We start from the raw sequence: 12106 nt of genomic DNA, 5'->3' as shown, positions 1-12106 counted from the left end.
TGGAACTGTATCTTGGTAAACAGGATGGGCATGGCTCCCGAATCCTGTACTGAAAATGGAGTAAAGATTGAAATACAGAGAAATCGTAGACGGCATTTTTGTTGACCGTCCCAACCGCTTTATTGCCCATGTAGAAGTGAATGGAGCAGTGGAAACCGTCCATGTCAAGAACACCGGGCGGTGCAAAGAGCTATTGCTGCCCGGCACGGCGGTTCGGCTGGAAGTGTCGGATAACCCGAAACGCAAAACAAAATACGGCCTTGTGGCGGTACATAAGCAGGGGCTTGGTTGGGTCAACATGGACAGTCAGGCACCCAACAAGGTAGTAGGAGAGTGGCTTGCAAAACAGGGCTACGACTATATCAAGCCGGAATTCACCTATGGCAAGTCCCGCATCGACTTTTATATGGAAAAGGGCGAGCAAAAGTATCTGATGGAAGTCAAGGGCTGCACACTGGAAGTGGACGGTATCGGCTACTTCCCGGATGCACCTACCGAGCGCGGCGTGAAGCACCTGCACGAGCTGGCGCAGGCACAGCAGGCAGGGTATCGGTGCGCCGTGGCCTTTGTGATTCAGATGGAAGGCATCACCGAGGTGCGGCCAAATGTCAGCACACAGCCGGAGTTTGGTACGGCACTGGCCGAAGCAAAGGCCGCAGGTGTGCGGGTGCTGTTTCTGCTCTGCCATGTAGGGCGGGATAGCTTGGAAATCGTGGAGCAGAGGGAAGGCTGAAAAATTTTTCAGAAAACCTCTTGACCCTGACGCAGCGTCATAGCGTATACTGTGGCTGTCGCAAGGGAGGACAGCAAGATGATGACGGTGAACGAAGTGAGCAAGCGGACCGGAGTGAGCATCCGGACCCTGCAATATTACGATAAAATCGGTCTGCTGCGCGCGGCGGGCCGTACCGAAGCAGGCTATCGGCTGTATGACGATGCCGCGCTGGAACGTTTGCAGCAGATCTTATTGTTCCGGGAACTGGAATTTCCGCTGAAGGACATCCAGAAAATCGTGGAGAATCCTGCTTTTGACCGGCAGAAAGCACTGGAACAGCAGATCACACTTCTGACATTGAAAAAGCAGCATCTTGAAGATCTGATTGGCCTTGCGCAGAAAATTCGATCCACAGGAGGAATGGTTATGGACTTTACCGCATTTGATACGCAGAAGATCAAGAAGTATACCGAGCAGGCCCAAAAGGAATGGGGCGAAACGCCGGAATACAAAGAGTTTGAGGAAAAAACTGCCCATAAGACCGAGAAAGAGGTCAAGGACATGAGCAGTCAACTGATGGACATCGTGGCGGCATTCGGCGGGATGCAGAGCAAAGACCCGGCGGACTCTGAAGTGCAGGCACAGGTGAAGAAGCTGCAGGAGTTTATCACAGAGCACTACTATAACTGTTCCAAGGTGATCCTGAATCAGCTGGGGCAGATGTATGGGGCAGGCGGAGCATTTACGGAAAACATCAATGCTGCCGGCGGTGCCGGTGCCGCAGAATTTGCGCAGAAAGCCATTGAGATTTATTGCAAGTGAGCCCAAAAACGCTTTGCGTGATTCAGTCACAGAAATCATAAATAGGAAATGTTATCATATAGACACAAGAAACACACCGATAACATTCCGATGGAGGATTTCGATATGAAGGCAAAGTTTTACATCTGCAATCACTGTGGCAACCTCGTCACTACCATCCATAACGCAGGCGTTCCGCTGGTCTGCTGCGGGGAGAAAATGAAAGAGCTGGTTCCCAATACGGTGGAAGCCAGCGGCGAGAAGCATCTGCCGGTGGCAGAGCTTTCCGGCAGTCGTCTCACGGTCACAGTGGGCGCGGTGGAGCACCCCATGGCGGATGTTCACTATATTCAGTGGATTTTTGTGGAGACTGAGAACGGCGGACAGATCCGCTATCTGAATCTGGGGCAGGCACCCAAAGCTGTTTTTGAACTGGGCAGTGAAAAGCCGGTGGCCGTTTACGCATACTGCAATCTGCATGGGCTCTGGATGACGAAACTCTGATACAATCAATGCAAACGGGGAGTGATTTGATGTCACTCCCTGTTTTTTGATGAGAACATTATGCGGTTCTTTTGGTTCGGAACTGTGTATAAATGGGATGGATATCTGCTGAACGGAGATGCACCGCATAACAACCATCTGAGGGAAAGACTGACGTTTCTTGCACAGGAATTAGAAAAGATTACGGCGGACCTCCCGGTATGGGGATAGGAAAAAGCAGAATCCTCTTTTTCAATGCCCAAAAGCGTGGTAGAATAGGTAAAAGATTCAGTATCTGAAAAACGGAGCGCGCAACAATGAAGATTCTGGTCAGCGCCTGCCTGCTGAGCGAAAACTGCAAATACAGCGGCGGAAACAATTACAATCAGGCGGTCTGTGATTTTGCGCGGGGGCATCAGGTGGTTCCGGTCTGCCCGGAGGTTTTGGGCGGCCTGCCCACACCGCGGTGCCCGGCGGAAATCGTGCAGGGCGTTGTCACGAACAAAGAGGGCATCAATGTGGACCGGGAGTTCCGAGCGGGCGCAGCCAAGGCCCTTGCCATCGCAAAAGAAAATGGGGTGGAGCTTGCCATCCTGCAATCCCGCAGCCCCAGCTGCGGCGTGAAGGAAATCTACGACGGAACGTTTTCCGGGACAAAGATTCCCGGACAGGGTGTTTTTGCCAAGATGCTGATGGACGAAGGCATCCGTGTTCTGGATGCCGGGGAATTGCCTAAAATTATCTTGAAAAATGAGGACGGAAAATGTCAATCAAACTGATTTGCAGCGATATTGACGGTACGCTGCTGCAATACGGCAGGAAAGAGCTGGAAGGCTGCACGGCCTTGTTGGAAGAACTGCGCTGACAGGAGAATTTTATGACAGAGCGTTATTGTGAAGGTGAACGGTTTGCTGACCTGTCGTTCACCGAGGAGACTTTTGAGGACTGCGACTTTACCGACTGCGTGTTTGTGGATTGCTCCTTTACCAAATGCGAACTGGATCATACCACGCTGAATGAGTGCAAATTCGTGCGGTGTGAGATCACAGGTCTGCGCAGTACCCATTCCTCGGTGCAGTCGCTGGATTTTGAGGACTGCCGCCTGAATGAAATCGAGTGGGCACCGCTGATGTCCAACGGTGCCTTCCCGGACCCTATCCACACGCTGAAAGAGTGCAGTCTGAAATATAACACCTTCACCGAAATGAACTTTAACCGCTTCGACTTTTCGGACGGCAACGAAATTGTCGGCTCCATGTTTGCCAAATGCGAGATGCAGCTGGCGAATTTCAAGGGTGTAGAACTTCACGAAACGGAGTTCTACCAGTGTGACCTGCGCAAGGCGGATTTCCGGGATGCCGCCGGTTATAAGGTGGACATTCTGGGTAGCCGCCTGAAGGATGCGAAATTTTCCCTGCCGGAAGCGGTGAATCTGCTGGCAGATTTGAAGATCAAACTGTCGTAAGAAGGAGAAAAAATGCGTCAACTCATCATTGCACGAAAAGATCTGCAGATGTCTCCCGGTAAGCTGGCGGCGCAGTGCTGCCACGCTTCGCTGGCATTCCTCACCGACCCCATCGGCATGGGACAGGGCGTGAAACCCATTGAGAAAGACGGAGAAATTACCGGCTATCGGGCAGAAATCATGTTGGATAAGGCAACTTATGAAGAATGGTTCGATGGTTCTTTTACCAAAACTATCTGCGGGGCAAAGAACCGCAATCAACTGCTGAAAGCAAAGACCATTGCCGAGGAATTGGGACTGGTGGAAAACAAAGACTTCTTCCTTATCCGGGATGCCTGCCACACCGAGCTGAAGCCGGAAGAGTTTGATGAAAACGGAGAAGGCATGACCCTGACCTGCATTGGGTTCCGTCCGCTGCCGGACGAAATTGCACACCAGATCAGCCATAAGTTCCATTTGTATTGATAGAACTCCTTTATTTTATAAGCATTTTCCACAGTCACTGCAGCCGTTGCAGATCAACTTGCTGCCACAGGTCTCGCAGTTTGCGCGGAAATGGGGCACATAGAGATCTTCCTGCGGGATGGGGTAGCCCCAGTCGTCCACGAGGTCAAAACGGATGGGACTTCCCTGAAAGTTCATACCGGATTTATAAGCCATCCGGCTTTGCAGTTGCTTGTTTGGCAGGTGGTAGCGCCTGCCGTCCTTGATGAACACAGTGCCGGTCTCGATAAAGCAGAATGTTACGTTGGCATCCACGCATTCCTGCCGGAGCGATTTGACCCAATCAAAATTGCAGGGGCGGGCACCATCATAGTTTTCGCCGCCGCAGATGACTTGTTCGATCTGCCCGGCGGTAAGGTACTGCCGGATACTCACCGGTCCGATGAAGGGCGCGCACATAATGCCCTTGTGCTTGAAGGGCAGGTCAAACAGGATGGGGATGCGCTCATCGGCGCGGCGCTGATTTTCACAGGTGACGTTGAAAAAGATGTTGTCCCAACCGCTGCCCCAGTCCGGCGGTAGGCACTCCCGTACCCGCTGCGGCCGTTTGGTGAGCAGAAAAAACACCACATCGCTGCGCTGGCGCATGATGTCCCACGCCTCAACCCGCCACGGGTCGGCTTCTTCCAAGAAGAAGTCCGAGGTCATGCAGACCCGGATCTGCTCACCACTCTGGATTTTGTAGTGTCCGGTGCGGTCTTTCTGGAGCGGGTAGGAAAAGCCGCTTTTCGTTTTGTAGATCTCGGCCCCGTTCTGGTCCCGCATCCGGTCGAGAAAATACATGTAGCAGTTCTGGCAGCCCTCGCTGCACTTGACGCAGCCGTGCCATGGATTCCAGATGTCGTGCAGGAAGCTCACCTTCTTTCGGTACCTATTATTATAATAGCTGCGCGGACAGGAAACAAGAGCACCCCTTGCACCGCCCCGCCGGATGTGATAAGATTAAATAAAATTTAATAACGCTTTGTATGAAAACAACTTTAGATAGAATTCCAGGATGATACAATAGAAGGGAATTTGACTATGGCACGATATAGCGTGAATAATTATACGGTGGATGTGCTTTTGGCGGATATAAAATCCGGTAATATTGCGATTCCGGAAATGCAACGTCCATTTGTATGGGACGCAACGCAAGTGCGTGATTTGATGGATTCGCTCTATAAGGGCTTTCCGGTCGGATATATTATCGTATGGCAAAATCCAAGTGTAAAGTTGAAAGACGGAACAGTTGCAATAGGGAAAAAAGTTCTGATCGACGGGCAACAGCGTATTACTGCTATGGCGGCTGCAATTGTGGGACAGGAGGTTTTAGACAGCCACTATAAATGGAAACGGGTCTGTATTGCGTTTAACCCCATTGACGAAATATTTGAAGTGGCAAATTCCGCAAATCAAAAAAGCAGTAAATGGATTCCGGATATTGCAAAAGTGCTGGATGTGTCCTTTGGTTCTTTTTCTTTTGTGATGGAATATTGCCAGAAAAACGGAATTATGGACAAAGCACAGGAAATCAATGACACAATCAATCGGTTGAGGGCAATACAAAATAATAGCATTGGTGTTATTACGCTGGCAGAAGATTTGGATATTGACAGTGTAACGGAAATTTTTATTCGAATCAATTCTAAGGGTGTGGTTCTGTCGCAAGCAGATTTTGCAATGTCTAAGATTTCTTCGAATGAAATATATAATGGAAATGTGACCCGAAAAACGATTGATTACTTCTGTCATTTGTTGGAGTCTCCGGAGGATTTGAAAGAAATCAAGAAAAATGATGCTGAATTTGCGGCGAGACCGGAATTCGAAGCTATAAAGTGGGCAGCTGCAAAGAATGCAACGATTTATCGCACATGTTATACGGATATTCTTCGTGTTGCATTTACATATAAATTCAAGCGAGGAAAGCTAGCAGATTTGGTTAGCTTGCTTTCAGGCCGAGATTTTGAAACGCGTGAATTTAAGATCGAAATAGAAGAAAGGTCGTTCAATCAATTACATGAGGCAGTTCTGCAAGCGGTGAATCAGACAAATTACGAACGGTATTTGATGATTGTGCGCTCAGCGGGAATTGTGAAAAAATCGCTGATTCGTTCACAAAATGTTTTGAACTTTGGCTATGCGCTTTTTCTTGCACTTCGTGAACGAAAAGTGGATAGTAATCAAATCGAAAAGATTGTACGCAAGTGGCTGGCTTTGTCTATTTTGACGGGAAGATATTCTTCTGGCTCGCCAGAGTCTGCATTTGATTACGACATTAAGAGATTCTTTGCTTATGATGATCCGATGCAGTACCTGAATATCACAGAGGCGGGCGAATTATCTGAGGCGTACTGGAAGGTAAATCTTGTTCAACGGCTGAACACATCGGTTGCGAGCAGTCCATATTTTAATATGTTCCTTGTGGCACAGGTCAAGGCACACGATAAAGGCTTTTTGTCGATGGAAATTGATATTGAGTCCATGTTGGAAAACAGAGGCGATATTCACCATTTGTTCCCGAAAAATTACTTGATAAAAAATGGAATTGTGCAAGCACAATACAATCAAATTGCGAATTATGCTTTTATTCAACAGGAAATCAACATTAAAATTAAAGATAGTTCGCCAGCCCACTATATGACTGAAGTGATAGGGCAATGCAATACGAAAAAGCCTGTTTATGGTGGAATCATAGAACAAGATAGGCTGGCTGAAAATCTTAAACAGAATTGTATTCCAGACGGATTTGAAAGCATGGAGATTGGCGACTATCAGGATTTTCTACAAAGGCGTCGGGAACTGATGGCCGAGAAAATACATCAATACTATGATTCTCTCTGATTTCAAAGGCGAAACTTGATATAAAGGGATGCACTTCGCAATGCAGTTTCTCTGGGCGGCGACAGCGACACCCTTGCCTGCTTCACCGGCGGCATTGCCGAAGCTTTTTACGGGATGCCGCAGGAACTGCGGGACGAGACTTTGAAACGTCTGCCGGAGAATATCCGGGTAGGATATGAGCTGTTTCGGTGGAACATCGGCCAGAGATAAGACATTCGGAGAACCAAGGAGCAGATACAACACACTCGTGATGTGAAGTATCTGCTCCTTGGTTTTTAATAAGACTCGATGGAGGGTGTCTTGCATCGGCCTGAAAAATCCGATATACTGAACCCAGAGAGTATATCGAATTTTTTGGGAAAAGGAGAGAACGGTATGGAACATCTTTATGAAAAGGCACTGGAAAGTGTGGAATATATCAAGACGCACACGAAAAAGCGCCCGAAGATCGCGGTGGTGCTGGGCTCCGGCCTTGGCAAGCTGACCGCGGACTTTACGGACACGGAAGAACTGTCCTACAAGGATATCCCCAACTTCCCGGTATCCACGGTGGCAGGACACAAAGGTGCATTGTTGGCTGGCAAGCTGGGGGACACGGAAGTCTACGCCATGGAAGGCCGCTTCCATTTCTATGAGGGCTACTCCATGAAGGAAGTCTGCTACCCGTTCTATGTGTTCAAGCTGTTGGGCGTGGAAAAGGTGGTGTTGACCAACGCCTGCGGCGGCATCAACCGGGAGTTTGCGCCGGGCACCCTGATGCTCATTACCGACTTCATCAACATGATGGGCACGAACCCCCTCATTGGCCCCAACGATGAGCGCTTCGGCCCCCGCTTCCCGGACATGACCGAACCTTACAGTCTGGAACTGCGGAACCTTGCCAAGCAGACCGCCGATGAACTGGGCATTGCCTACAAGGAGGGCGTTTACATGGGCTTTATGGGCCCTTGCTATGAAACGGCGGCTGAAATTCGCGCCTTTGCGGGGATGGGAGCCGATGCCGTGGGCATGAGCACCGTGCCGGAAACCATGGTCTGCAACTACATGGGCATGAAGGTACTGGCTGTCAGCTGCATCACTAACATGGCCACCGGCATCCAGACGGTCAAGCATAGCCACGCCCGCGTGCTGGAGATCGCAAATCAGGCAGGCGATACCCTGTGCCGATGGCTGGGTGCGGTGATTCAGAGAATGGAGTAAAAAAGATATACCATGAAAATCCTTTCGTTTGGTTCCCTCAACTACGATTGTGCGCAGATCATAGATGGCGTTTTGCCGGCGTATGATGTGCCGGAAAGCGCACTTTCCGACTATCTGCGGCCAGACTGGAGCGATGCATGCATCAATGTCCGCACCGAGGAAGCCTACGAAACGGCCCATGAGGTGCTGCGGGCGGAAGGACTGTTTCTGGGCACATCGGCAGCAGCGGTTTTGCACGCAGCGGTGCAGGTGGGCCGCAGACCGAAGAATCAGGGAAAGAACATCGTGGTCATCGTCCCGGACAACGGCATGAAATATCTGTCTACGCCGATGTACCGGCAGAAATGATAAAAACACGATGATGCGACTGAATTTTGAAAAGATTGCATGGGATTTTATGAAAGTATTATTCTTTTATGAATTTTAGCACTCTTCTATTGACACTGCTAATGAACGGTGCTATAACAGTGGCGTGCTCAGGAGGAAGGGCAAAAGGAGAGCCGCAAGGCTCCCCGGAAAGCCTTTCCGAATGGACGCTTCAAAGTCTTTGCCCCGACCCGAACGCCGGGATTGGAGGTATGTTTTATGTTTATGCCGACTGTTTTCCATGAAAACCTGTTCGATGATTTCTTCGATCCGTTCTGGAATGACGCTGCACTGGAACGTATGATGAACCGTGAGGCTCGTGATACCTTTGGTAAGCGCGGTGCAAACATGATGAAGACCGATGTCAAACAGACGGACAACGGCTACGAAGTAGCTGTTGACCTGCCGGGCTGCAAGAAGGAGGACGTTCAGATGGATCTGAACGATGGCTACCTGACCATTCAGGCAGTGCGCAGCCACAGCAACGACGAAAAGGATAAGAAGGGCCGCTATCTGCGGCGCGAATCCTTCTCCGGCACCTGCGCGCGCAGTTTCTACGTGGGCGATGTGAAGAAGGAAGACATCCACGCAAAGTTCGAGGATGGTGTCCTGCACATCGAGCTGCCTGCTCCTCAGCAGACGAAGGCTTTGCCTGAGAACCCGAATCTGATTGCAATCGAGTAAAACGCCGGTCATGTGCGCCAAAGCACAACGCACATAAGATGCCCCCGGAGAGCCGCAATAAGCCCTCCGGGGGCATTTTTGTTTCGCTATCTTTTCCGCAAGGGAAAACCATGGTATACTGAGAACAGCAACTTCAGAATTTATGGAGGTACCTCACTATATCCTGTGAGCCGGGACAGCGGCTGACTTTTGCGGTATACTCCGTTCGGAAAGATCAAAGTGCATGGAGGAAAAAGGATGCTGACCTATACCTATGTTTCAAAGGGGACGTTTGCCCTGATGGAAAAACCAAAGCCGGTGCTGCAGCACGAGCGGGACGCCATTGTAAAGGTGACCCTTGCCAGCATCTGCTCCAGCGATCTGCACATCAAGCACGGCAGCGTGCCCCGGGCGGTGCCCGGCATCACCGTAGGGCACGAGATGGTGGGCATCGTGGAAGAAGTGGGCAGTGCGGTGACCAATGTGAAACCCGGCGACCGGGTGACGGTGAACGTGGAGACCTTCTGCGGAGAGTGCTTTTTCTGCAAAAAAGGCTTTGTGAACAACTGCACCGATCAAAACGGCGGCTGGGCGCTGGGCTGCCGCATCGACGGCGGGCAGGCCGAGTATGTCCGGGTGCCCTTTGCGGATCAGGGACTGAACAAGATCCCGGACGGCGTTACCGATCGGCAGGCGCTGCTGGTGGGCGATGTGCTGGCCACCGGCTTTTGGGCGGCACGCATCTCGGAAATCACCCCCGAGGATACCGTGCTGATCCTCGGTGCAGGGCCGACCGGCATCTGCACGCTGCTGTGCGTCATGCTGCACAGCCCCAAGCGCATCATCGTGTGCGAAAAGGACGAGAACCGGTTGCAGTTCATCCGTCAGCACTACCCGCAGGTGCTCACGGTGCAGCCGGAGGACTGCGCCACCTTTGTGCGCGCCAACAGCGACCACGGCGGGGCAGATGTGGTGCTGGAAGTGGCAGGGGCGGACACTACCTTCCGGCTGGCGTGGGAGTGCGCAAGACCCAACGCCGTTGTGACGGTGGTGGCGCTGTACGATAAGGCGCAGACTCTGCCGCTGCCGGAGATGTACGGCAAAAACCTCACCTTTAAGACCGGCGGCGTGGACGGCTGCGATTGTGAAGAAACGCTGCGTCTCATCGCAGAAGGCAAGATCGATACCGAACCGCTCATTACCCACACCTACCCCCTGCGCCGGATCGCAGAGGGCTACGAGCTGTTTGAAAAGAAACGGGACGGCGTGATCAAGGTGGCAGTGGAGTGCTGACGGTCTGCGCCAAGGCACAACGCACATAAAGTGGCTCCGGAGAGCTGTAACAATAAAACGATCCCATTTTATGAGCGATATGGCTTTCAACAATATGATAATTACTCTGCAATGGTGCGGAAGCACTTTTTGTGAGTTGGTATGATGAATCGATTTGCAGCTAGCAAGGAAACCGTAAGGAGTACAGAGCATGGATGCAAACTGTACCAGTAAAAGAAGGAAAGTCAAGAGTATGGAAACGGTATACATTGCAGGCGGGTGCCTTTGGGGCGTCCAGCATTTTTTTGACACGGTGCCCGGTGTACGGACAACCGAAGCCGGGAGAGCCAACGGAACAACAAACACGCTGGACGGCCAGTATGATGGATACGCAGAGTGCGTTAAAGTGGTCTTTGATGAGAAATGTACCAGTGTTACAGAGCTTATGGAGCATCTGTTTGAAATCATCGACCCGTACAGCCTGAACAAACAGGGCGTTGATGTTGGAAAAAAGTATCGCACGGGGCTTTACAGCACAAATCCCGGACATCTGGAAGAAGCAAGAGCCTTTATTGACAGCCGGAAGGACCGGGATAAAATCGTTGTGGAAGTGCTGCCGCTGACGAATTACGTCCGGAGTGCAGAGGGGCATCAGCACCATCTGGAGCGGTACCCGGAAGACTGCAGCTACTGTCATATCCCGGATGAAGTCTTAAACAAATACAGGAATCAGTAAGCAAAGGAAAAACGAAAATGCGGGGATTGGGAACGATCATCAATGCGCTGGCCATTGTGATAGGCGGTGTGCTGGGTATTCTGTTCAAACGCTTTCTGAAAGAGCGCTATCAGGATACAATCATCAAAGCCACGGGCTTTTCCGTGGTGTTTCTGGGAGCGGCGGGAACGCTCTCCAAGATACTGACGGTTAGGCCAGACGGAACTTTGAACACCGGTGGCTCTTCTGACGGGGATTTTATGAATCGGAATTTGTAGAGGGGTGTGATTATATGAAAAACAATAGCCCACAAAAGCAGGCTGCCATTTCTTGGATCATTTTGATGATAGGAATATTGCTCGCAGTAATAGGAGCAATGACGGCAAAGGAGTACAGAGTAAACCTATGCCTGCTAATCGGTGCAATGGTTGTTGTTGGTGGTATTGTATATCATCTCACCATGATGAAATGTCCTTATTGCGGTTGCTCGCTTGTTGGTTATAGGCCGATCCCTAAAGAATGTCCAAAGTGTCATAAAAAATTTGAAGAATAAGTTCGCGTTTATCAAGGTGAACATTTAAGTATTAAAAACGGGGGTGAAACAAATGATGACCATTGCACAGATCATGGAAAAGATGATCGCCTTTTCCGAAGGGAATATCCATGACATCACGCACCTGAGCTGCGTGTGGACCTATGCCAAAACCATTGGTGAGCTGGAGGGGCTGGACGCAGACACGCAGTTTATTCTGGAGGTGGCGGCCATCACCCACGATATCGCCTGCCCGCTCTGCCGCAAAAAGTACGGCAACACCAATGGTAAATATCAGGAGCAGGAGGGTGCCCCGCTGGTGCGGGAGTTCTTGGCGGATACCGGCATGACAGCAGAACAGATCGACCGTGTGGCCTATCTAGTAGGGCACCACCATAGTCCGGCGCAGATCGACGGCATTGACTATCAGATTCTGATTGAGGCAGATTATATCGTCAATGCGTCCGAAAGCGGGTACGACCAGCAGGCAATCCGAACCTTTATGGAACATACGATGAAGACGGCCGCAGGTATCCGGCTGACGAAAACAGTGTTTGGAGTGTAAAA

General features: G+C 50.7%; 17 protein-coding genes. 16 read left to right on the top strand and 1 reads right to left on the bottom strand.

The window, feature by feature from the left end; genetic code table 11:
• The first annotated feature begins 67 nt into the window (after positions 1–67).
• The 6 genes from sfsA to C7J97_RS06700 all read left to right on the top strand — a co-directional run bounded on the left by sfsA (position 68) and on the right by C7J97_RS06700 (position 3929).
• Positions 68–733, top strand: coding sequence for a DNA/RNA nuclease SfsA (sfsA, locus tag C7J97_RS06725; RefSeq protein WP_113992383.1), 666 nt, complete (start codon positions 68–70; stop codon positions 731–733).
• Positions 734–811: 78 nt separating this feature from the next.
• Positions 812–1537 carry a MerR family transcriptional regulator gene (locus C7J97_RS06720; protein ID WP_113992382.1) on the top strand — a complete coding sequence of 242 codons (726 nt, stop codon included), beginning with the start codon at positions 812–814 and terminating at the stop codon, positions 1535–1537.
• A 105-nt stretch (positions 1538–1642) separates the two neighbouring features.
• A complete protein-coding gene (locus C7J97_RS06715) occupies positions 1643–2020 on the top strand; it encodes a desulfoferrodoxin family protein (protein WP_113992381.1) in 378 nt (125 codons plus the stop codon).
• A 296-nt stretch (positions 2021–2316) separates the two neighbouring features.
• The gene (locus C7J97_RS06710; protein WP_113992380.1) at positions 2317–2778 is read left to right on the top strand and encodes a 2-thiouracil desulfurase family protein; all 462 of its coding nucleotides are present in this window, start codon (positions 2317–2319) and stop codon (positions 2776–2778) included.
• Positions 2779–2876: 98 nt separating this feature from the next.
• Positions 2877–3464: a pentapeptide repeat-containing protein gene (locus C7J97_RS06705; protein WP_113992379.1), complete on the top strand. Its 588-nt coding sequence runs from the start codon at positions 2877–2879 to the stop codon at positions 3462–3464.
• Between the two features lie 12 nt (positions 3465–3476).
• Entirely contained in the window at positions 3477–3929 is a 453-nt protein-coding gene (locus C7J97_RS06700) for an aminoacyl-tRNA hydrolase (RefSeq protein WP_113992378.1), read from the top strand.
• 15 nt (positions 3930–3944) lie between these two features.
• Here the strand turns inward: C7J97_RS06700 and C7J97_RS06695 are convergent, their stop codons facing one another.
• Positions 3945–4826: a DUF5131 family protein gene (locus C7J97_RS06695; protein WP_341458541.1), complete on the bottom strand. Its 882-nt coding sequence runs from the start codon at positions 4824–4826 to the stop codon at positions 3945–3947.
• A gap of 165 nt (positions 4827–4991) precedes the next feature.
• Between C7J97_RS06695 and C7J97_RS06690 the strand changes: the two genes are divergently transcribed.
• The 10 genes from C7J97_RS06690 (at position 4992) to C7J97_RS06645 (ending at position 12104) form a co-directional block, all read left to right on the top strand.
• Positions 4992–6791 (top strand): DUF262 domain-containing protein, encoded by a 1800-nt coding sequence (locus C7J97_RS06690; protein WP_113992377.1) that lies wholly within the window; start codon positions 4992–4994, stop codon positions 6789–6791.
• Positions 6792–6842: 51 nt separating this feature from the next.
• Complete coding sequence (locus C7J97_RS06685) at positions 6843–7001, top strand: hypothetical protein (protein WP_242983463.1); 159 nt, start codon at positions 6843–6845, stop codon at positions 6999–7001.
• A gap of 165 nt (positions 7002–7166) precedes the next feature.
• Positions 7167–7991, top strand: a complete 825-nt coding sequence (locus C7J97_RS06680) for a purine-nucleoside phosphorylase (RefSeq protein WP_113992376.1) — start codon at positions 7167–7169, stop codon at positions 7989–7991.
• 12 nt (positions 7992–8003) lie between these two features.
• Positions 8004–8339 carry a pyridoxal-phosphate dependent enzyme gene (locus tag C7J97_RS06675; RefSeq protein WP_113992375.1) on the top strand — a complete coding sequence of 112 codons (336 nt, stop codon included), beginning with the start codon at positions 8004–8006 and terminating at the stop codon, positions 8337–8339.
• A 237-nt stretch (positions 8340–8576) separates the two neighbouring features.
• A complete protein-coding gene (locus tag C7J97_RS06670; RefSeq protein ID WP_113992374.1) occupies positions 8577–9041 on the top strand; it encodes an Hsp20/alpha crystallin family protein in 465 nt (154 codons plus the stop codon).
• 237 nt (positions 9042–9278) lie between these two features.
• A complete protein-coding gene (locus C7J97_RS06665) occupies positions 9279–10313 on the top strand; it encodes an alcohol dehydrogenase (RefSeq protein WP_113992373.1) in 1035 nt (344 codons plus the stop codon).
• Between the two features lie 190 nt (positions 10314–10503).
• Entirely contained in the window at positions 10504–11028 is a 525-nt protein-coding gene (locus C7J97_RS06660) for a peptide-methionine (S)-S-oxide reductase (RefSeq protein ID WP_242983457.1), read from the top strand.
• A gap of 26 nt (positions 11029–11054) precedes the next feature.
• Entirely contained in the window at positions 11055–11285 is a 231-nt protein-coding gene (locus tag C7J97_RS06655; RefSeq protein WP_170126646.1) for a DUF554 family protein, read from the top strand.
• Between the two features lie 14 nt (positions 11286–11299).
• Positions 11300–11560: a hypothetical protein gene (locus C7J97_RS06650; protein WP_015536939.1), complete on the top strand. Its 261-nt coding sequence runs from the start codon at positions 11300–11302 to the stop codon at positions 11558–11560.
• Between the two features lie 52 nt (positions 11561–11612).
• On the top strand, positions 11613–12104 hold the full coding sequence (locus C7J97_RS06645; protein WP_005922554.1) for an HD domain-containing protein: 492 nt from the start codon (positions 11613–11615) through the stop codon (positions 12102–12104).
• Positions 12105–12106 lie beyond the last annotated feature (2 nt).

This window comes from Faecalibacterium prausnitzii, assembly GCF_003324185.1.
Taxonomy (GTDB): Bacteria; Bacillota; Clostridia; order Oscillospirales; family Ruminococcaceae; genus Faecalibacterium; species Faecalibacterium prausnitzii.
The sequence above is the reverse complement of the archived record's forward strand: the minus strand, read 5'-3'. Positions and strand labels throughout refer to the sequence as shown.